The sequence below is a fragment of the Arenibacter amylolyticus genome, from assembly GCF_002150785.1.
GTDB lineage: Bacteria > Bacteroidota > Bacteroidia > Flavobacteriales > Flavobacteriaceae > Arenibacter > Arenibacter amylolyticus.
In genome coordinates, this window is sequence record NZ_MTAZ01000014.1 from 151,221 (window position 1) to 172,528 (window position 21,308).

Below are 21,308 nucleotides of genomic sequence, written 5' to 3' on the forward strand. Positions count from 1 at the left end.
TTTACCGATTATAAATTAAGTAGACATTAAATTCATTATTTTTAAAGGAACCAATAAATCAACCATTATGAAACCAATAGGACTATTAGCATGCTTCCTTGTTTTTAATTTTTCTCTTGTATCTTCCCAAACTCCCGTAAATGGTACTGTGACTGACCAGGATGGACTCCCTTTAGTAGGGGTGAATATTGTGGAAAAAGGAACTTCCAATGGTACCACTACCGATTTTGATGGAAAGTATCAGCTTTCCGTATTTGCCAATGCCACTTTGGTATTTAGCTATATCGGCTATAATACCGTAGCGGTTGAAGTCTCTGGAAGAGAAACCATCAATATTTCCCTATCTGAAGGGATGATGTTAGATGAAGTTCAATTAGTAGGCTCCAGAAGCCCCAAACGCACAGCTACCGATACGGCGGTACCAGTAGACGTGATAGATATAGCAGAGGTTGCTACCCAAAGTGGGCGTATAGAGGTCAATGAACTCTTACAGTATGCAGCTCCCTCGTTTAATGCTAATAAACAATCTGGATCGGACGGGGCAGATCATATAGACCCGGCAACGCTTAGAGGGCTAGGTCCAGATCAGACCCTAGTACTCATCAATGGTAAGAGAAGACATCAATCTTCCCTTATCAATATTTTTGGTACTAAGGGCCGAGGTAATACTGGCACCGACCTAAATGCTATTCCCACTTCCGCCATTAAGAGAATAGAAATCTTAAGGGATGGCGCAGCCGCACAATATGGCTCCGATGCTATTGCAGGGGTAATTAATATTGTACTAAAAGATCAAACGGACAAGGTAAGCGGATTTGTGTCTTATGGCGCTTATAACACCAATGCTCCTGGAGATTTTCCTCCCGGAACCCCAAATACCGACGGCAATAGATTAGACACCAAGCAAGACGGAAATGTAATAGGGGAAGATAAAAGCTTAGACGGAGGGGCTGTAAAAGCAGGGGTAAACTTTGGTGCCGCAATCGGAAATAATGGCGGCTATGTTAATGTAACCACGGAATACCTTAAGAAAAACAAGACCCTTAGACCTGGATTCGATTTTAGACGAGGATTCGGAGAGGCTTCCATTGAAGGTTTCAACCTAATGGCCAATGCCTCTATCCCCTTATCAACACAATCAGAATTCTACGTATTTGGCGGTAGGAACTACCGGGATACAGACGCCTTTGCCTTTACGAGAAATGACGGGAACAGGGTAATACCTTCTATCTATCCCAACGGATTTAATCCTCGGATCACTTCCAATATTATTGATAATTCCCTTTCCGCAGGATTTAGGACGGTACTGGAGAATGGTTGGAAAATGGACATGAGCAATACCTATGGGAAGAACAAATTTCATTATTTCATAAAAGGAACCTTAAATGCCTCTTTAGAGGATGTTTCCCCTACAGATTTTGATGCAGGTGGTCATAGTTTGATGCAAAATACGGTGAATCTAGATTTCTCCAAATTTTTTGAGGATACCCTAGAAGGAGTAAACTTAGCTTTTGGGGCTGAATACAGAACCGAAAACTTCATCATATTTGCGGGTGAAGAAGGCACTTGGGGAACCTATGACGTTAAAGGCAATTTAATTACCGATCCCTCTACCCAAACCCAGCCAACAGATCCAGAGAGTGGAGAACTGCGTCCAGGAGGCTCCCAAGGGTTTCCAGGGTATGGCCCGGCCAATGAGGTAAATAGAAGCAGAAGTAACATTTCATTATATGCAGACGGCGAGTTTGAGTTTTCCGAGCCTTTCCTTCTAAGTGCAGCAGCAAGATTTGAGAATTTTAGCGATTTTGGCAGCACCTTGAACGGGAAATTGGCAGCCCGACTTAAGGCTTCGGATAAGGTTAATATTCGCGGCTCTGTAAGTACAGGGTTTAGAGCTCCGTCCCTAGCCCAGATTTACTACAACCTACGGTTCACCAATTTTATAGGGGGCGATGCCGTGGATCAGTTGCTGTCCCCCAATAACAGCCCTGTTACCGCTTCTTTTGGAATTGGACCATTAAAAGAAGAAAAAGCGTTTAACGCGGGATTAGGTTTTACGGCAACTTTTGGGGATTTCACTGCAACGATAGATGGTTACTACATTAAAGTAAATGACAGGATAGTGCTTACGGGGAATTTTGATGCCCCACAAATTCCCAATGTGGAAGCAGCCCAGTTTTTCGTTAATGGGGTAGATACCAAAACCACTGGTTTAGATATCGTACTTAGCTGGATGAAGAATTTTGAGGACAGCAGACTATCGGCCACCTTTACCGGAAACATCAATGATATGAAGATAGATAAGGTTAATAATGGCGGATTGGATGCTGAAACTTTCTTTGGCGAAAGAGACAAAGGCTTTTTATTAGCTTCTGCCCCTAAAAGTAAGCTCACCTTAAACGTTAACTATCGTAAAGATAAATTTGATGCAGGCTTGGGCTTTACCCATTTTAGTAAGGTAGAGCTATTAGATTTTCAAATGCTAGAACCCACTTCGGATTATGCCAGTTTTGCAGATAAAGTGATGCAGGCTACGGATACCTATGACTCAAAAATGGTAACAGACCTAGTTTTGGGGTACCAGTTTACCGATGGGCTAAAACTAAATATCGGGGCCAACAACCTATTCAATATTTACCCGGACCAGCAGGATGACTGGGTAGAAGGTGGTGGCTACTGGGATGCGGTACAAATGGGCTTCGGAGGCGCCTACTACTACGCTAGGCTTTCCTTTAGCTTTTAATAGCCCCCTTCCAACACTAGCCTTTAACCAAAAAGACCTGTCATTAATAAGACAGGTCTTTTTTATTATTGGTGAAAATTCTAAAAATCTTACCGTTTAGTTATCCTTAAAAAAGCTAGGATACTTCTCATTCTGGATGCATAAATCTTTGTTTCGCCAGAAGCTGCTCTTCAGTCTCTACGTGGTCCTCATCGGGAACACAGCAGTCTACGGGACACACAGCAGCACATTGTGGCTCATCGTGGAAGCCCATACACTCCGTACACTTATCAGGAACAATATAATAGACCTCGTCACTTATTGGCTCTTGGGACTCATCAGCATCTACCTCCTTACCATCAGGCAATTTCACGGTCCCTTCCAAAAGTGTACCGTCACTATATCGCCAATCGTCCGCCCCCTCATAAATTGCGTTATTTGGACACTCAGGTTCACAAGCTCCACAATTTATACACTCATCTGTTATTATAATTGCCATTTTTCTATTCTTTTATGCTGAATTAAATTAAGGATCGATACTTTTGCACAAATATAAAGCCTAATAAAATCTTTTACAAATATAATGACTAAGCACGCAACAAGATTAAATGCTTTGGTTAAGCTGGGCAGTTTTTTTAAAGATTACTGCGAATATGCTAAAAATAAGCCCCAAAATAATCAGAATTCCAATCCACGGTTTACGGCATTTGATGAAGCCATCACCTTAGCCGGACATAAGAATGGTTGGTTTACACCAGAAAATATACTTTTTAGCATAGAAACCTGGGGGGATCTTTTAGATAAAGAAAAACTGACCAATTGGCTATCCAATTACCATTTAGACAATAAAACCTCTAAGTCTGTGGCGGTGATTATGGCTGGAAATATTCCTCTAGTAGGTTTTCACGATTTTTTGAGTACCCTTATTACAGGCCACAGGATTATTATTAAGCTTTCTTCCAATGATAAGGTATTACTACCCTTTATTAGCAGTTACTTATGCGAAGTGGAACCAAGCTTAAAAGAAGCCATTGTTTTCTCGGATGGTAAGTTAGAAGGATTTGACGCAGTTATTGCTACCGGAAGTGATAATACTTCCCGATATTTTGAGCACTACTTTAAAAAGAAACCCAATATTATTAGAAGAAACAGGAACTCCGTAGCCGTTCTAACCGGGAAAGAAACTGAGTCACAGCTACAAGCCTTGGGCGAAGATGTTTTTAGATATTACGGCCTAGGATGTAGAAGTGTTTCCAAACTCTTTGTCCCAAAAGGCTATGATTTTGATGCTTTTTTTAAGGCTATTTACCCTTACCACAACATCGTGGATCAAATAAAATATGCCAATAATTACGATTACAATAAAGCGGTGTACTTAATGAGCCTGTTCCCTATTTTAGAAAACGGATTCCTTATGCTTAAGGAGGATACTAGCTATGCCTCCCCTATCGCAACCTTATTTTATGAGACCTATGACTCCTTAGAAGAATTAAGAGAACTGTTGGAGAAAGACAAGGACAAGTTGCAATGCATTGTTTCAGATGGATTTTCCACTGATGAAGTTCCGTTTGGACAAACACAAAAGCCTGCCTTAAATGCATATGCAGACAATATGGATACGGTGGATTTCCTGTTGAAACTTTAACGGAAGTTTTTCATGAAGCAAGGACATCCGTTTCAAATTATTTATGATATTTAGACGCCTTTTTTACACAGGCACAATTAAAACTGGAAAAAGTAAAACAAATGAAAAAACATAATTTTAGCGCTGGACCATGCATCCTCCCTCAGGAAGTAATGAAGAAAGCATCAGAAGCTGTACTGGAGTTTAACGACCTAGGACTGTCTTTAATAGAGATCTCACACAGGAGCAAGGATTTTGTAGAGGTGATGGAAAATGCTCGTTCCTTAGCCTTGGAGCTTTTGGGCTTGCAAGGAAAAGGATATCAGGCTTTATTTCTACAAGGCGGTGCCAGTATGCAGTTTTTAATGGTGGCCTATAACCTCTTAGAGAAAAAAGCAGGTTACCTCAATACAGGTACTTGGGCAGATAAGGCTATTAAGGAGGCTAGAATATTTGGAGAAGTCGTAGAAGTGGCTTCTTCCAAGAGTGATAACTTTAACCATATTCCCAAGGGGTATAAGGTCCCTACAGACTTGGATTACCTTCACATCACCTCCAACAACACCATATATGGGACCCAATTCAAGGAATTTCCCACGGCTTCAGCACCTTTGATCTGTGATATGAGTTCGGATATTTTTTCTAGACAACTCGATTTTTCCCAGTTCGACCTTATTTATGCGGGAGCACAAAAGAATATGGGACCAGCGGGAACAACCTTGGTAATTGTTAAGGAAGAAATCCTTGGTAAGGTTTCCAGGGAAATTCCGTCTATGTTGAACTATAAAGTCCATATAGATAAAGAAAGTATGTTTAACACACCAGCAGTTTTTCCGGTTTATGTATCCATGCTTACTTTGGAATGGTTAAAGGAACTGGGAGGCATTGCTGCCATAGAAGAAATTAACGAGAAAAAAGCCCGACTCCTTTATTCGGAAATAGATTTAAACCCAGTGTTTAAAGGATATGCAAAGAAAGAAGATCGCTCTTTAATGAATGCTACCTTTACTTTAACGGATGAGAAGCTGAAAGAAGATTTTGATCGTTTGTGCAAAGAAGCTGGCATTAGCGGAATAAACGGTCACCGATCTATTGGTGGGTATAGAGCCTCCATGTACAATGCCCTATCCTTGGACAGTGTGGGCACCCTTGTTGACGTTATGAGCGAATTGGAGAGAAAAGGCTAAAACTCTCCCTTTACCTCCTAAAAAGCTTAACAATCAAAAAAAGAGATAACCCCCAAAATACCCTCTCGCATGTTGGAGAGCGGGGATAAGAAATAGAAATATGAAAATACTGGCAAACGACGGAATATCAGAAAATGGAAAAAGCGAATTGGAAAACGCAGGATTCCAAGTAATGTCCATTCGCGTGGCGCAAGAGCAGCTTATTCCCTACATCAATGAAAATGAGATTACGGTATTGGTGGTAAGAAGCGCCACCCAAGTAACCAAGGAAGTAATAGATAACTGTCCTAGCCTTAAGATTATAGGACGTGCAGGAGTAGGCATGGATAATATTGAGGTAGAGTATGCGAAATCTAAAGGCATACATGTAATTAACACCCCAGCTGCATCTTCTTCCTCTGTGGCAGAACTGGTTTTTGCCCATCTATTTAGTGGAGTTCGTTTTTTACATGACGCAAATAGAAATATGCCCTTGGAAGGCGATAGCAATTTCAGCAAATTAAAGAAGGCCTATGCCAAGGGAGTGGAACTCCGCAATAAGACCCTAGGAATTATCGGTTTTGGAAGGGTGGGCCAAGAAACGGCCAAAATAGCCCTAGGATTAGGGATGAAAGTTTTATTTGTAGATCCAAAATTAGACAAGGCAACGGTTAACATTCCTTTTTTTGATGGAAGGTCCATAGAATTTGAACTAGCGGGAACAACTTTTGAAGACCTCCTTAAAAATTCTCACTTCATAAGCCTACATGTACCCGCCCAGAAGTCGTACCTCATTGGCAAAAAAGAATTTGAAATGATGAAAAATGGCGTGGGAATCGTAAATGCTGCCCGTGGAGGGGTGTTAGACGAGGTAGCCTTAGTAGACGCATTGGAAAGCGGTAAGGTAGCCTTTGCCGGATTGGATGTTTTTGAATCCGAGCCCATGCCCGAAGTAAGAATCCTAATGCATCCAGACATATCGCTTACACCACACATAGGCGCAGCTACTTCGGAAGCACAAGAGCGGATTGGACGTGAATTGGCATCACAGATTATTTCTCTGCACAATTAATAGGGGGATCCCTAAATAGGTTCCAGGCTAAACTACGATCCATGGAATTTAGCCTGGACCTACCTTTCTATTAGGTGACGATAGCACCATTTAAAACTGATTTTTTTGTACCTTGTGCTAAGCAGTTATCACAAAATAAAATAATACAAAATGTCAGGAATATTAAATTTACTAAGTAGCCCCATGGGAAAGCAATTGGTTAATGGTGTAGCTAACCACACAGGGCAACCAGAAAACAAAACAGCCGAAGTTTTAAGTATGGCAATGCCACTCCTCTTAGGTGGAATGAAAAAGAATGCGTCCTCTCCTCAAGGTGCAGCCAGCCTATTAAGTGCATTATCCGATAATAAACACGATGGGAGCATGCTAAACAATTTAGGAGGGTTATTTAGTGGAGGCGTAGATTCATCCGTTATTAAGGATGGAGAAGGCATTTTAAATCACATCTTTGGTGGAAAAAAGACAGTTGTAGAAAACACCCTAAGTCAAAAATCAGGCTTAAATACAGAAGCTGTAGCGCAAATATTAAAAATTGCAGCTCCCCTTGTCATGGCATACCTTGGACAGCAAAAAAAACAAGGCGATGTTAAGGATGCTGGAGGGCTAAACACCCTCTTGGGAAGCATGTTAGGCGGACAGCCAGATCAGAACAAAAGCCTTATTACCACCCTCTTGGATGCCGATGGAGATGGCAGTGTGCTAGACGATGTTGCTGGCATGGTCTTGGGTGGCGATAAAAAGAAGGGCGGAATTGGCGGAATGCTAGGCGGACTCTTTGGCAAATAACCACTTTAACATAATTTAAATATAGCTATTTGTAATATAAACTAGCTTTTTGTATCTTAAAGGTATGGGAAGAATACTAGCTTATATCATGTTACTATCTTTGTTGCTCTCATCTTTTCTTATTGGATGTGGAGGGACCAAACAAATAGTGGCAGCCTCTGAGGAAGAGAAAATGGCCTTCTCGCAGACGGAAGCAGATACCGTTGCAATTGCCAGTGATGAGACCGAGTATGAGATTCTAATTATAGAACCGGGGTTCGATTTCTGGTTACAAAGCGTCGCCAAACCCGAAGGTTATTACTCTCAATCATTCCTAGAAAATAGAAATCAAATTTATGTAACCGAATGGAACATACGCGTTACTCAACCTTTCACCTATAATCCCAATCTATACGAAGCACAGATAGATTATAATCCCAGTATTGACTACGGCTATGAGGTAAATTATAAGCTGTATAATTACTTTATATATTTTCAGCGTAAATACAATCAGCGTCTAGGCCCCTTTGTTCCCCGCATTTAAAAACTTATATTTGCCATCGATTAACGAAATGTATGAAGAAGTTAAAAGAACGATGGGGAGTAACCTCTAATTTTCAATTGGCAATAATCTTTGTGGTTTTCTCAATTACTGGCTCCTCTGCGGTTTTTATAGCAAAGCCCTTTTTGAATTTTGTAGGTTTACAGCGCGATAGCTTTTCCCCCGAATTTCTATGGGGAGGTCTCATCTATCTTTTCTTTAGGATTATTTTAATCTTCCCTTTTTACCAAATCCTTCTGGTTATATACGGGTGGCTCTTTGGGCAATTTAAATTTTTCTGGGAATTTGAGAAAAAGATGCTCAGTAGAATGGGCCTTGGGTTCATTTTTAAATAAATTATACTTTCTTTAACACCCCTTGTGTAAGTATAAGGATAGATTTGAGCTGTGATGAACCTCCGAGAACATATCTTATCTTTTTTCTCCATCCTAATGGTGGCGCTATTTGCCTTGCCCGGAACTCTAAAGGCAAAACACGCATTATTGGAGCACCACAATTTTGTGTGTAAGGAAAAAGGTAAGTTACACTACCATGAAATAGAAGTTGAATGTGAGTTCTATAAATACAACATTTCACATTTTATTACTCCAGAGTATGTTGAGCTGAATGATAATAGCTGGACATTTAAAACCGAGAATGTCACCGACTATTACCAGTTTTTAAGTAAATATCAAAAACTACACTTTTCTGAAAGAGGACCACCGGCTTTGGCTTAGTCCACCTCCACATTTCCATACTCATAGCAATTCCTTAATGCCAGAGGCAACATTTATTTAGGCGGGAGAATACCTTTTAATAAGCTTCCTTCCTAATTCACTAAGCTTCCATTAAGGGTAAGGTTCTATAAGCCAACTGTTATGTACTTGGTTGTGGCAATCAACTCTCCTAGGGACCAATTATTTTATAGTAAGTAGTACCTAAGCCTATTTGTGATTGCTATGGTTTGGTGGAATACCAATACAACTTAAATCCAAAAATTAAATAATTATAAAAACTTCACCCCAATACGGGTGATACCCTTATTGTCAATTAGTGTATTAAGCATATCGTATTCAACGGACATACAATACGCTTGGCAACGATTTAAATACCAAAAAACAACATTCTAAACATGAGAAAAACATTATTATCCATCCTCTGCGCCATGGCAGTCTTTAGCATGCATTCCCAGAATTCTTTGGGAGGACAGATAATCGAAAAAGCTACCAATGAACCCTTGGAGCAAGTATCTGTTTATTTCCCCGATTTGGAAAAAGGAGGGATTACCACTGTAAATGGCGAGTATAAGTTGAATAATTTGCCACTTGGCACCTATAAATTGGTGGCTTCCTACATTGGCTTTCAAACATTCTCCCAAAACATCACTATTAAACCTGGGGAAAACACCTTAGATATAGCCCTCGCCCCCAGTGCCATTGAAATGGATGAAGTTATTGTCTCTACCCCATTTCACAAACTTCAACGCGACAATGTGATGAAGGTAGAATATGCTAAAGTAGCAGCATTAAAATCTACAGGAGCCCCTACTTTGGTAGAAGGTATTGGAAAAATTCCCGGGGTAGATGTAGTCTCTACCGGCGTAGGTATTGGAAAACCTGTCATTAGAGGACTCACCTCCAATAGGGTTTTGGTATACACCCAAGGAATACGTCTAGAAAATCAGCAATTTGGGGCAGAACACGGCTTGGGCGTAAATGAAGCGGGCATAGAAAGTGTTGAAGTCATAAAAGGTCCCGCTTCCCTACTCTATGGTTCCGATGCCATGGGAGGAGTACTATATTTAAATCCTGAAAGATTTGCTCCTGCTCAAAGTACGGAAGGTGAGGCAAACTTTAACTACAACACCAATACGAGGGGATTTACCACCGGCGCGGGCATTAAGTCTTCTGGTGAAAAATTGAGATTCCTTGCAAGGGTCGCTGCCAATAGTCACATAGATTATACCGGGGGTGATGGAGTTAGAGTAACCAATACCCGATTTAACGAGAAGGATTTAAAAATGGGACTGGGTTTTCAGAACACTATTTTTAGAACGGAAGTTAGGTATAACTATAACGAATCAGATCTAGGGATCCCGGAAGCCATTGGCCTACAAACCACCTCAAGAACGCCAGAAATGCCGCATCAGGAAATAAACAGCCATATTCTTAGCTCCAAGACCAAAATATTCTTTGAGAACTCTAGTTTGGATGTTACGTTGGGATATGTTGGAAATGGTAGGAAAGAGTTTGAAGAACACCACCATCATGAAGGTGAGGAACATGGTCACGAGGAAGAAGAACATGGCCATGAGGAGGAAGAGCATACGGAAGCAGCCCTTAATATGGACCTTAAAACTTTTAGCTATAACGTACAATACCAACTTCCTAGATGGAAAAAATTTGAAACTATTCTAGGGGTACAAGGAATTTATCAGACCAATACCAATTACGGAGAAGAAGTCTTGATTCCGGATGCAACCACCCAAGATTTTGGTATTTTGGGAACCTCCCACTATCATGTTAATAGAAACAACGATTTCCAATTCGGAATTCGGTTTGACCGCAGAAGGATAGAAAGCAGCCCTTACGGACAAATGGGGGAAGAAGGACATATTGCAGCTATCAATCGTAGCTTTAACAGCTTTAATGGTGCGTTTGGGTATAAAAACAATATTTCCGAGTCGCTCACCGGTCGTTTTAATATCGCGACAGGTTTTAGGGCCCCCAATTTAGCTGAACTTACCTCCTACGGTGGCCATGCTGGGGCCAACAGGTTCGAAATTGGGAATGCTGATTTAAAAAATGAGCAGAATATTCAATTAGACCTAGCCTTGGAGTTTAAAAATGAGCATGTGGAATTATTTGTAAACGGTTTTCACAATAGTGTTAAGGATTACATCTTTATCGCTCCAGACGGAACTTTTCTTAATGGACGCTCTGTCTACAGGTATGTCCAGCAAGATGCTACCTTATACGGAGGTGAGATTGGCTTCCATTTTCACCCACACCCTTATGATTGGTTACATGTAGAAAGTAGCTACCAGACGGTGTTGGGAGAATTAAAGGGAGGAACTAAACTACCGTTAATTCCGGCTAATACGCTAACCAATACCTTTAGGGTAGAGTTCTCCAATGAAGACTCTTGGCTAAAAAAATCCAACGCTTTTATCACTTTGAACAACACCTTTAAGCAAAGTAGAGTTGCCGAAAACGAAACCGTATCACCGGCATATGCGCTGTTAGACGCTGGTTTTGGAGGAGAAGTTTCGCTTATGAAACAGGCGGTTCAATTTAACCTTAGCGCCAATAACATATTGGACAAGAAATATATTGCCCATCTGTCTCGCTTAAAACCAGACGGTATGTACAATATGGGAAGATCTATAACCCTAGGAGCAACTATTCTTTTCTAAGATCCGCTCCTAAAACACAATGCCTATGGCTTGCTTTTTCGCAAGCCGTAGGTTAATTGTTTAAAAAATGACTTCGGAATTTCTTCATCCCCTTTAAAGCCCAAGGGAAGTTTCCCACTATCTTCAGGAATATAATTGGTCTTAAAAATATAATCCCAGACACTTAAACTTATACCATAATTAACCCCATTCTTTTTGCCTTCTGGCAACTCGTAAGCATGATGATATAAGTGCATTACGGGGTTATTTAGCAAATACTTTAAAGGCCCATAGGTTATTTTAATATTGGCATGGTTAAGATGCCCAATGGTAATCGCAAAAAAATGGACCAAATAGGCTTGCTCTGGTTCAAACCCTCCTAAAATCATTACACCAAAGGTCTTTAAAGGCTTGTATAATACATTTTCCATCCAATGGAAGCGCAGGTGCGCCGCAAATCCCATTTCCTTCACACTGTGATGTATCTTATGGAACTGCCATAAAAAGGGATGTTTATGGAGTAGCATATGCGTGTACCATTGTACAAGATCTAATACCAGAAAAAACAACACCAATTGCAACCAATTGGGCAAGGAAGACAAATCTAAAATGGTTAAGCTGCTAGTTTTAATGCCCAAATCACTGAATAACACCTCCAATACCTTATAAAATCCGCTAATTGCAATGGCAAAAAGGAAGAAATTAAAGAACATATAAAATCCGTCTAGCCAAAAATCCTTTCTAAAAATCTTCTGATTTTTACGCCACGGAAATGCAATTTCTAACCCCCATACGATGAGGGAAATCACTATAAGGCCCCAGAAATAATTGGTATACCAAGGCACATCAAAAGTAATGGACCTCCAGGTCCAATTTACCATCCCGAAAAATGAGGAAGTAAAGGCATTTATATATTTTTCAAAAAACATAATCCCTTAATTATTTATTCATCCAGGGAGTACCACTCTATTTCGTTGAGATTCTCCCTCCTACCCTTATTTATTATCGGGTAATTGGTAACCAAATAATCCACAATAATTTTTTCATTTTTCCCTAGGTCCCAGAGGTTCTGTGTTTCCTGCATCCATCTTATGGTCTGGATCCACCTTTCCTCGTTCATCCTATTTTCCATCACCAATTGGGCAGAGTGGCAGTTAGTACAATTATTAACCACGGCCATTAGTCCTTCGGCGTCCTTTAAACCGGTTCTTATATGAATACCATTTTCAATTTTATCCCAATCGTCCTCCTCATCAACACTAACCATTTTAGTAGTAGGCTTGTTGGATTCAAATGAAAAGGAGTTGGGAGATACCATATAAATAACCCCTAAAACCCCTATAAGAAATACCATGATACAAGATACTATTAGCACCTTGTAAATAGCCATGACTTTTTCCCTAAATTCGTCTTGCTTCTTCATTTATACAATTTTCACAGCAATTCTATGGCATGCATTGTTCAAATACCCCTTAGGGTTCCACCCTGGCACTAGCATAGGCTGGCTGTCCCCATTGGCATCAACGGCACGGGCCCATACTTCATAATAACCTTTTTTAGGGAAATCTATACTTGCATTAAAATGTTGCCAAGCCAATCTATTTACAGGTTTTTCCAGATTACATTCGGACCAGGTAACACCAAAATCAATGGAATAGTAAACTTTAGTCACCTCTAGCTCACCTGCCCAAGCATGTCCCCTTATAGTAAGTTTCTTTCCCTCTGCCAATTGCGCCCCAGTTTTAGGATAGGTAATTAAGGATTTAACGGGCATGGATTCTATAATACACATATCCTCATCCTTAACCTTTTCTCCCGGTGCTACAGGATTACAGGGTACTCTATAAGCCGTCCCCATCATTTTTTCCCCATCGTGCACCTTGTTTCTTACACTTATCCTATTCACCCATTTTCCGGAGGCAGATGCGGGCCATCCACCACAAACCAATCGCAATGGGAACCCATGTACCAAGGGAATATCTTTTCCGTTCATTTGGAAGGCCAACAAGGTTTCGTCTTGATAGGCCTTGGCCATCGGCACCCCTCTGGAAATGGAGGCCTTAGTAGGATCGCCACTTAGGTGCTGATCTATTCCATGGTATCCTATATACACCGCATCGCTTTTTATCCCTACTGCGTCCAAGACATCCCCTAACCTAACACCAGTCCAATTGGCACAAAACACCGCACCAATATCCCACTGATTTCCTTTCGCAGGCGGATCAAATTCCCGTCTCCCATTACCACCACACTCTAAGGTGAGCTGATAGGTATATTGTTTAAATTTGGTTTTCAACTCTTCCAAGGTAAAGGTTTTCTCTTCCTTAACCGACTCGCCATCAAAAGTAAGGGTCCATTCTTTCTCGTTAATGTTTTCGGGAACCTTACCGTTGTTACGTACAAATATATAAGGATTGGGAGTAACCCTGTCATCCAACTGGTGTGCAAGCGCCTCCATGTTCCATGGATTGCTGTTTAACACCTTCATCTCCTTGTCCTTACCAAATAATTTAAATGGATCCGGATCCTGTAAACCCAACAAATCATAATTTTCTGGCATATTAGCACCGAAAACAATTTCGGCGCCCAATAATCCAGCCAAAGACCCTAAGGCCGTTCTTTTAACAAAATGTCTTCTCTTCATAAGATACTACTAATATAAAATTGTAAAGGCAAGATAGTGCAATAAGAAATTCTTTAGAAATATCACCAGACCATATTCGTTTACTACAAAGGTGTTGGTTTACCGCACTACCCATCCACTGCAATCGGTAAATGTATATAATAATATAGAGTTTAGGCAACCCTATAACTAAACTTTAGGATAGGTGTTTCTGACTACCCTAACTAGTAGAATCACTTCCTCTTTATGATAAAGCGCTATTTATTTGATTGAATGAAGTTGTCTACCTTAGAAGCATTAAATAGGTAGGTATAACACCACATTAGGGTGAAAGAAGGAATAATATCTAAACCGGGGGTTATTTCTTCCAAAAATGCGACTAATCCGGCTGCCTTGCCCATGCTTCCCTTATACATTCTAGTCATCAACCAACCCGCAATTGGGGCCCAAATTATATCGGAAAACTCTCCTATTCCGGGGATTACATAGGAAATCATCCCTATAGCATCAAAAAGCAACCCTAAATAAAGGTTTTTAAATTTTTGGTTCTTGGAAATCGACATGATTAATAAATAAGATTGGTGTAATAAATTGTGTGCCTACCATAAAGGCATTCTATTCAATGAGATTAGGATAGGTCTGAACTGATCAGTTTTAAAAATTCGCTTCTAGTCTCTATTTTCTCAAATTGCCCCCTAAATCCGGAAGTAGTAGTTACCGAGTTTTGTTTCTGTATGCCCCGCATCATCATACACATATGCGATGCTTCTATAACCACCGCTACCCCTTTGGGTTTAAGAGTGTCATTTAAACATTCAAGAATATCGTGAGTTAGTCGCTCCTGTACTTGTAAGCGCCTAGCAAAAATATCTACCACTCTGGGAATTTTACTTAGCCCTACTATCTGTCCGTCTGGGATATAAGCAATATGGGCTTTTCCAAAAAAAGGCAGCATATGGTGCTCGCACAATGAATAGAGTTCTATATCCTTTATAATAACCATATCGTCATAAGACTCCTTAAAAATGGCCCCTTCCAATATTTCTACGGCATCCTGCTTATACCCTTGGGTTAAAAACAACATTGCTTTTGCTGCCCTTTCTGGTGTTTTTAATAAACCTTCCCTTTCTACATCTTCTCCTATTTCCGTTATTATAGACCTATAACGCATTTTTACCTCATCGGTAATCTCCAGGTTATATTCCTCTAAATTTTTATATGGTCCCATACCCGTACTATTCTATTTTAAGTTCATTGTAAAGTCAATCCCCTATCTAGGAAACCCACTTAAGGTATTGATTATTTCATTTTTCCATGGTTAAGTTAAAGTAAAATTGTCATATAATAATCAAATACCTTGGAAACCGATTTAGAATTATTAGATCTACCTAGCCTCCCAACCTTGAAAAATGATCAAATGGAAATGAAAGTCCATTTTATTATATTTTTAATACACCCTCCTTTATTTTCCCTTAATTTTGATTTTTCAAAGCTTCAGTCCCCTAGACCCAACTAGGTTTTGCAGTTGCAAGGGGAATGTTTAGTTTAGAACCATATTTATATAGGATGATCAGAGCTACGAACATAAATAAATTCTACGGAAACCTTCAGGTACTAAAAGAGGTAGAACTCCACATAGAAAAGGGGGAAGTAATTTCTATTGTTGGCCCTTCTGGGGCTGGTAAGACCACCTTATTACAAATTTTGGGCACTTTGGATGTACAAAGTAATAAAAATGAAAGTGATCTTCTGATCAATGGTCAGGCAGTAAATAAACTATCAGAGAAGGCTTTGGCCAAATTTCGAAACAACCATATCGGATTTATTTTTCAATTTCATCAACTCTTGCCAGAGTTTACAGCCCTGGAGAATGTATGTATACCTGCTTTTATCAAAGGCACCAAAAAACAGGAGGCCGAAGAAAAAGCAACCGAACTTCTAAAGTTCCTTGGGTTATCCCATAGATTGCACCACAAGCCCAATGAACTCTCAGGTGGGGAACAACAACGGGTTGCGGTAGCTAGGGCACTGGTAAATGATCCCGCAGTTATTTTTGCCGACGAACCAAGTGGAAACCTAGATTCTGAAAGCGCGGATAACCTCCACAAATTGTTTTTCGACCTAAGGGATAAGTTTGGGCAGACCTTTGTAATAGTAACCCACAATGAGGAACTCGCCAATATGGCCGATAGAAAGTTGACCATGGTAGATGGATCCATAACCAAATAGCCATGCTTAAAAGAGTATGGCGTTTTATTAAATCCCCAGATGGCATTCAATGGCGCCACGCCTCCTTGGATCTAAAGCTTAAAGTACTACTCCACCTATTGGTTCTTGGGTTAGTGCTGGGGATGTCTATGAGCTTGATTATTGGTTGGCTTACGGAAATACTGAAGCTAGACTTGGGTCCACATGCCAGTCAACACTTCTTTGAGAAATCCTCTGCCCTTACCCTATTATTTTTCGCCGTTATTATGGCACCGGTACTAGAAGAACTCGTATTTCGAGGTCCATTAAGCTGGTTTAGGGAAAAAACTTATTTTAAATATACCTATTACGCATCCATTATATTATTTGGATATGTACACCTGTTGAATTTCGATCTTTTTAAGGAAATTCTAATCCTATCCCCAATTTTAATAGGCCCACAACTGATATTAGGTTCTTTTTTGGGGTATGTTCGTGTTAAAATGGGCTTGGGTTGGGCCATTATTTTACATGCCTCCCACAATGCGGTACTCCTTGTGCCTATATTGATGATGAAACTAGCAAAGCTCCCCTTAGTATGACAAAGAAAGAATTAAAGGAATTTTTAGATGCTAAATCCCAACAATATAACAATCCGGAATTTCTAGACACCGATCCCTTACAAATCCCCCACAGATTTACTAAAAAGGAAGATATAGAAATCAGCGGATTCTTAACGGCAACCATCACTTGGGGCAATAGAAAGAGCATTATAAAGAATGCAGAAAAAATGATGGAGCTATTGGATTTCTCTCCCTACGATTTTGTTATGAGTCACCAGGAAGCAGATTTAGATAGGTTTCACAATTTTGTGCATAGAACTTTTAACGGAGAAGATCTAAGCTATTTTATCCGTAGTTTAAACAATATTTATAAAAATCATGGAGGGATGGAGCATCTTCTTCACCAACACAGTGATTCCCACTCCCTTCAAACCTCTATTTCCAATTTTAAAGCCACCTTTTTTGAACTACCCCACCAGCCAAGGTCTACTAAACACGTTGCAGACCCATTAAGGGGATCCGCGGCTAAAAGAATCAATATGTTCCTGAGGTGGATGGTACGAAATAACGACACTGGGGTAGATTTTGGGATATGGAAAACTATAAAGCCCTCCCAATTATCCTGTCCTTTGGACGTCCATTCGGGTAATGTAGCCAGAAAACTGGGGTTAATTCAAAGGAAACAAAACGATGCAAAAGCCTTATTGGAATTGGATACGCAACTGCGTAAACTAGACCCCACAGACCCAGTAAAATACGATTTCGCCTTATTTGGACTAGGGGTGTTTGAGAAGTTCTAAACTATTTTTATAGCTGAGAATACTATTTGCCCATCCAATAATGCCCACTTATTTGTTTTATTTGCGAATAAAACCCAGGCACCGTGAAAGGCCATCATCCCAGCCTGCCTATAAACCTACGAGGTGTGGGATCTCTTAAAGCACTTGCATTGGCTTATAATTATTGCCTATTTTTAAGCCCTATAAATTGATATTATTTAACTATGAACAAACCGCCTAAAAAGCAATGGTCTCCTAAGAAGGACTTAAAATTACTCTCCGTTATTCACGGGCTTTTTTTATTGGGGATCCTAATATTGGGATCATTTATCTATATGCAAGGAACAACAATTGTCTCCGGTGTATCTGCTAAAGATGGTATATTTATCTACCTAGTACCCCTGACAGCCATGTTCGCTTATTTTGGTGGAGAGTTTGTATTCAATAAAATGCTTTCCCCCATTAAGCGAGAAGCTTCCTTAAATCAAAAATTTAAAGTATATTTAAAAGCCAGTGTGTTGCGTATGGGGTTGTTGGAAGGTGCTTCCCTTGTTGGAATTTTTGCATACAGTAAACACAACAACATCTTTTACCTAGTAATTACAGCCGCATTAGCTTTATACTTGCTTAAAATTAGACCAAATAAAAAAAAGGTCGTACAAGATTTATCCTTAAACAGTGAGGAGGAAAGGCAATTTATTGCGAATGATAAAAAGGCATAATTAGCGATAGGGATAGTCCTATTAGTCTAATTCTTTTTTAGGATACTAAAAGCACCTAAAACCGAGATATAGCACCACCATAACCAACACCATAGAAATATGAGGAATTTATCTACCGCCACAATTTATTTTACATTAGCAATGCTTTTCACCCTGCCTACCCTGGCTCAAGATTGGGCTGGACTTCAACACTTTGCGGAACAAAACAAAAACCTTTCCCCACCTACTGCAAATGAGAATAGGGTGGTTTTTATGGGTAATTCCATTACCATTGGATGGCTAAATTCTCGCCCCGAATTCTTTGAAGGAAAACCCTATATCAATAGAGGTATTAGCGGACAGACCACGCCTCAGATGCTCATTAGATTTAGACAGGACGTGCTAGACCTAGGTCCTAAGGCTGTGGTGATATTAGCGGGCACCAATGATATTGCTGGTAATACAGGCCCTGCTAGTTTGGAAATGATAGTGGATAATATTAAATCCATGGCTCAATTAGCCAATGCAAACGGTATAAAGGTTATTATTTCATCGGTACTACCGGCCTACGATTATCCTTGGCGTCCAGGATTAAAGCCAAATGAAAAAATACCTGCATTAAACAAGCTATTAAAAGAATACGCAGAAAATAATGGGTTTTATTATTTGGATTATTTCTCGGCAATGGCCGATGAAAGAAACGGATTGCCAAAAAAATATGCCCATGATGAAGTCCACCCTACCGCCCAAGGCTATGCAGTGATGGAACCTTTGGTTGAAGAAGCAATTTCCAAAGTGTTAAATATGAGATGATTATTTTTAAAGTTGCCGTTAATTATTCTTATCTTCCTGTAATTATATCTACTTGAAAAATTATGATAGGAACTCTAAAAATATACACGGTAAATACTATGAAAAACGTCTTGCTAACCATTCTATTACTAGGAACCCACCTGGCTTCGTCCCAAGATATTTTTTCAGTAAAAGGATTGTGTATAGCCGCTCCTACTTCCGATGGTGTTGAAGAATTTGTAAGATTTATTGATAAGGAATTGGGGCCCAACGGCATTAACACCATGGTATTGAGGGTAGATTACAACTATGCTTATGAGTCTAGACCAGAATTAAGAGGTAATGCCCCACTATCTAAAAGTCAGGTTAAAAAAATAGTTACCGTGGCCAAAAAGCATGGCATACAACTAATCCCACAAATAAATCTTTTGGGACACCAAAGTTGGGCAGAAAAAATTTCCAAACTTTTAGAAGTTTACCCTCAGCTAGACGAGACGCCTCATATAGACCTTCCTGAAAAATATGAATGGCCCAATGACGATGGACTTTATTGTAAGAGTTATTGTCCCTTACATCCAGAAGTACATGATATTGTCTTTGATCTTGTAGATGAAATTGTAGCCGTTTTTGAAGCCGAAGCTTTTCATGCAGGGATGGACGAAGTATTCTATATAGCCGATGAGCATTGCCCCAGATGTAAAGGGAAAGATCCAGCTACACTATTTGCAAAAGAAGTAAACACTATAAACTCACATCTTAAAGACAAGGGAGTTCAGCTGTGGATATGGGGAGATAGACTCATTGATGGAGCCACCTCGGGAATTGGTATGTGGGAAGCCAGTATGAACAATACTGCTAGAGCGATAGACATGATAGATACCTCAGTGGTTATCTGCGATTGGCACTACGAGCAAGCACTGCCAACCCCTGCCCTATTTGCCCTTAAGGGTTTTAATGTTATAAGCTGCCCATGGCGAAAACCAGTTGTGGCCAATGCGCAAGTAGCCATGATGCATCAATTTAAACAAAATTCCACCCCACAATTGCAAAATCGATATTTGGGCGTAATGCAAACCGTCTGGTCATCTGCTAGCGATTTTATTAAAAACTACCATCAATCCCAGGACCTTAATCCAAACACCCAAGAGGCCTCCTTTAAAGCCATGTTGGCTGCCATCAATGAATTGGAATCAGAATTTAAAACCACTGAGTGAACCACACACTACTGAAGCCAATGAAATGCAGGTGAATAAAGTAAGCATACTAATACCCGTTAAAAACACGGAAGCCTATTTAGCGCAATGTATTCAATCCATACTGGATCAGACCTTCCCGTATTGGGAAGTGCTGGCGGTAGACGACCATTCAACCGATTCTTGCTTACATATTTTGACAAGCTATGCCCAAGGGGACGCGCGAATTAAAGTGTATAAAAACCAAGGGAATGGGATTATAGATGCCCTAAGAACAGCTTTTTCCATGGCAACAGGAACATTGATCACCAGAATGGATTCCGATGATAGGATGGCCTCCCATAAGTTGGAGGTAATGGTCCAAAACCTGGAAAACACTGGGCCAGGACACCTAGCCTTAGGAAAGGTAAAATACTTCTCGGCTAAAAAACTTGGAAAAGGATACAAAAGTTATGAGAAATGGTTAAACAGCCTAACGGAACAGGCAGACAATTATACCGAGATTTATAAAGAATGTGTAATACCATCCCCCTGCTGGATGGTATATAAAACAGACCTAGATCTTGTTGGGGCCTTTACACCCAATCGTTACCCCGAAGATTATGACCTAGCCTTCCGCTTTTATCAGCACGGTATAAAATGTATTGCCTCTTCCGAGATTTTACATCATTGGCGAGATTATGAGCAACGTACCTCTAGGACCCATGAACATTATGCAGAAAACAGCTTCCTTCACCTAAAACTCCACTACTTCCTTAAACTGGATCACCATAAAGAAAGACCACTCTTGCTTTGGGGAGCAGGAAAAAAAGGTAAGAGAATTGCCAAAAGATTGATTAGCCGCCACATAAGCTTTGGTTGGTTATGTAATAATTCAAATAAAATTGGAAAAGTCATTTATGGAAAAACGATGCAGCACTACAAGTGTTTGGAGAATTATAAAGACGCACAAATCATAGTAACTATCGCCAATAAGGAAGCACAAGAATTTATTAGGGATTACTTAAGTGATTTGGGTAAAATACCTTCCAAAGATTATTATTTCTTTTGCTAAAATCCATCAGAATAAAACATCCTTGCACAATGTTAAATACAAAGTATCATTTGGAACCCCATCACCTTTAAATCAAAGAAAAATTTGGAGCGACCTTTAATAACTTTCTTATATTTGAAAAATTAAATTTGG

The 21,308-nt window shown here is 40.0% G+C and carries 22 protein-coding genes; 16 read left to right on the top strand and 6 right to left on the bottom strand.

All coding sequences use genetic code 11. From position 1 onward, the window contains the following. Positions 1-67: 67 nt before the first annotated feature. Positions 68-2,743, top strand: a complete 2,676-nt coding sequence (locus tag BV214_RS07240) for a TonB-dependent receptor (RefSeq protein WP_086476824.1) — start codon at positions 68-70, stop codon at positions 2,741-2,743. 127 nt (positions 2,744-2,870) lie between these two features. Here BV214_RS07240 and BV214_RS07245 read toward each other — a convergent pair whose 3' ends face one another. Next, positions 2,871-3,221 carry a 4Fe-4S dicluster domain-containing protein gene (locus tag BV214_RS07245; RefSeq protein ID WP_086476825.1) on the bottom strand — a complete coding sequence of 117 codons (351 nt, stop codon included), beginning with the start codon at positions 3,219-3,221 and terminating at the stop codon, positions 2,871-2,873. A gap of 84 nt (positions 3,222-3,305) precedes the next feature. Here BV214_RS07245 and BV214_RS07250 point away from each other — a divergent pair, with 84 nt between their 5' ends. The 8 genes from BV214_RS07250 to BV214_RS07285 all read left to right on the top strand — a co-directional run bounded on the left by BV214_RS07250 (position 3,306) and on the right by BV214_RS07285 (position 11,305). Further along, a complete protein-coding gene (locus tag BV214_RS07250) occupies positions 3,306-4,367 on the top strand; it encodes an acyl-CoA reductase (RefSeq protein ID WP_086476826.1) in 1,062 nt (353 codons plus the stop codon). A 101-nt stretch (positions 4,368-4,468) separates the two neighbouring features. Further along, the gene (gene serC / locus BV214_RS07255; protein ID WP_086476827.1) at positions 4,469-5,533 is read left to right on the top strand and encodes a 3-phosphoserine/phosphohydroxythreonine transaminase; all 1,065 of its coding nucleotides are present in this window, start codon (positions 4,469-4,471) and stop codon (positions 5,531-5,533) included. 100 nt (positions 5,534-5,633) lie between these two features. Next, positions 5,634-6,584, top strand: coding sequence for a D-2-hydroxyacid dehydrogenase (locus BV214_RS07260; protein WP_086476828.1), 951 nt, complete (start codon positions 5,634-5,636; stop codon positions 6,582-6,584). A 150-nt stretch (positions 6,585-6,734) separates the two neighbouring features. Continuing rightward, entirely contained in the window at positions 6,735-7,370 is a 636-nt protein-coding gene (locus tag BV214_RS07265; protein WP_086476829.1) for a DUF937 domain-containing protein, read from the top strand. A 64-nt stretch (positions 7,371-7,434) separates the two neighbouring features. Further along, positions 7,435-7,893 (top strand): DUF6146 family protein, encoded by a 459-nt coding sequence (locus BV214_RS07270; protein WP_176328475.1) that lies wholly within the window; start codon positions 7,435-7,437, stop codon positions 7,891-7,893. Between the two features lie 32 nt (positions 7,894-7,925). Beyond that, positions 7,926-8,246 carry a DUF6787 family protein gene (locus tag BV214_RS07275; protein ID WP_086476830.1) on the top strand — a complete coding sequence of 107 codons (321 nt, stop codon included), beginning with the start codon at positions 7,926-7,928 and terminating at the stop codon, positions 8,244-8,246. A 54-nt stretch (positions 8,247-8,300) separates the two neighbouring features. After that, positions 8,301-8,627 carry a hypothetical protein gene (locus tag BV214_RS07280; protein ID WP_086476831.1) on the top strand — a complete coding sequence of 109 codons (327 nt, stop codon included), beginning with the start codon at positions 8,301-8,303 and terminating at the stop codon, positions 8,625-8,627. Between the two features lie 395 nt (positions 8,628-9,022). Beyond that, positions 9,023-11,305, top strand: coding sequence for a TonB-dependent receptor (locus tag BV214_RS07285; protein ID WP_086476832.1), 2,283 nt, complete (start codon positions 9,023-9,025; stop codon positions 11,303-11,305). A 23-nt stretch (positions 11,306-11,328) separates the two neighbouring features. On the opposite strand, the gene BV214_RS07290 is transcribed toward BV214_RS07285, so the two are convergent. From BV214_RS07290 to folE, 5 genes are all read right to left on the bottom strand, one after another. Then, positions 11,329-12,213 carry a sterol desaturase family protein gene (locus tag BV214_RS07290; protein ID WP_086476833.1) on the bottom strand — a complete coding sequence of 295 codons (885 nt, stop codon included), beginning with the start codon at positions 12,211-12,213 and terminating at the stop codon, positions 11,329-11,331. Positions 12,214-12,227: 14 nt separating this feature from the next. Next, the gene (locus tag BV214_RS07295; RefSeq protein WP_086476834.1) at positions 12,228-12,707 is read right to left on the bottom strand and encodes a monoheme cytochrome C; all 480 of its coding nucleotides are present in this window, start codon (positions 12,705-12,707) and stop codon (positions 12,228-12,230) included. Further along, positions 12,708-13,928 carry a sulfite oxidase gene (locus tag BV214_RS07300; protein WP_086476835.1) on the bottom strand — a complete coding sequence of 407 codons (1,221 nt, stop codon included), beginning with the start codon at positions 13,926-13,928 and terminating at the stop codon, positions 12,708-12,710. A gap of 236 nt (positions 13,929-14,164) precedes the next feature. After that, positions 14,165-14,470 (bottom strand): hypothetical protein, encoded by a 306-nt coding sequence (locus tag BV214_RS07305; RefSeq protein ID WP_086476836.1) that lies wholly within the window; start codon positions 14,468-14,470, stop codon positions 14,165-14,167. 65 nt (positions 14,471-14,535) lie between these two features. Next, positions 14,536-15,135, bottom strand: coding sequence for a GTP cyclohydrolase I FolE (gene folE / locus BV214_RS07310; RefSeq protein ID WP_086476837.1), 600 nt, complete (start codon positions 15,133-15,135; stop codon positions 14,536-14,538). Positions 15,136-15,473: 338 nt separating this feature from the next. Between folE and BV214_RS07315 the strand changes: the two genes are divergently transcribed. The 7 genes from BV214_RS07315 to BV214_RS07345 all read left to right on the top strand — a co-directional run bounded on the left by BV214_RS07315 (position 15,474) and on the right by BV214_RS07345 (position 21,176). After that, positions 15,474-16,136, top strand: a complete 663-nt coding sequence (locus tag BV214_RS07315) for an ABC transporter ATP-binding protein (protein WP_086476838.1) — start codon at positions 15,474-15,476, stop codon at positions 16,134-16,136. A 2-nt stretch (positions 16,137-16,138) separates the two neighbouring features. Then, a complete protein-coding gene (locus BV214_RS07320; protein ID WP_086476839.1) occupies positions 16,139-16,696 on the top strand; it encodes a CPBP family intramembrane glutamic endopeptidase in 558 nt (185 codons plus the stop codon). Then, positions 16,693-17,457 (top strand): TIGR02757 family protein, encoded by a 765-nt coding sequence (locus BV214_RS07325; RefSeq protein WP_086476840.1) that lies wholly within the window; start codon positions 16,693-16,695, stop codon positions 17,455-17,457. The genes BV214_RS07320 and BV214_RS07325 overlap by 4 nt, the downstream gene beginning before the upstream one ends. Before the next feature lie 203 nt (positions 17,458-17,660). Continuing rightward, on the top strand, positions 17,661-18,158 hold the full coding sequence (locus BV214_RS07330) for a hypothetical protein (protein ID WP_086476841.1): 498 nt from the start codon (positions 17,661-17,663) through the stop codon (positions 18,156-18,158). A 99-nt stretch (positions 18,159-18,257) separates the two neighbouring features. Further along, entirely contained in the window at positions 18,258-18,950 is a 693-nt protein-coding gene (locus BV214_RS07335; protein WP_086476842.1) for an SGNH/GDSL hydrolase family protein, read from the top strand. Between the two features lie 98 nt (positions 18,951-19,048). Further along, entirely contained in the window at positions 19,049-20,143 is a 1,095-nt protein-coding gene (locus BV214_RS07340) for a family 20 glycosylhydrolase (protein WP_086476863.1), read from the top strand. Beyond that, entirely contained in the window at positions 20,109-21,176 is a 1,068-nt protein-coding gene (locus tag BV214_RS07345) for a glycosyltransferase family 2 protein (protein ID WP_317045169.1), read from the top strand. Before BV214_RS07340 ends, BV214_RS07345 begins: the two co-directional genes overlap by 35 nt. The last annotated feature ends 132 nt before the right edge of the window (positions 21,177-21,308 follow it).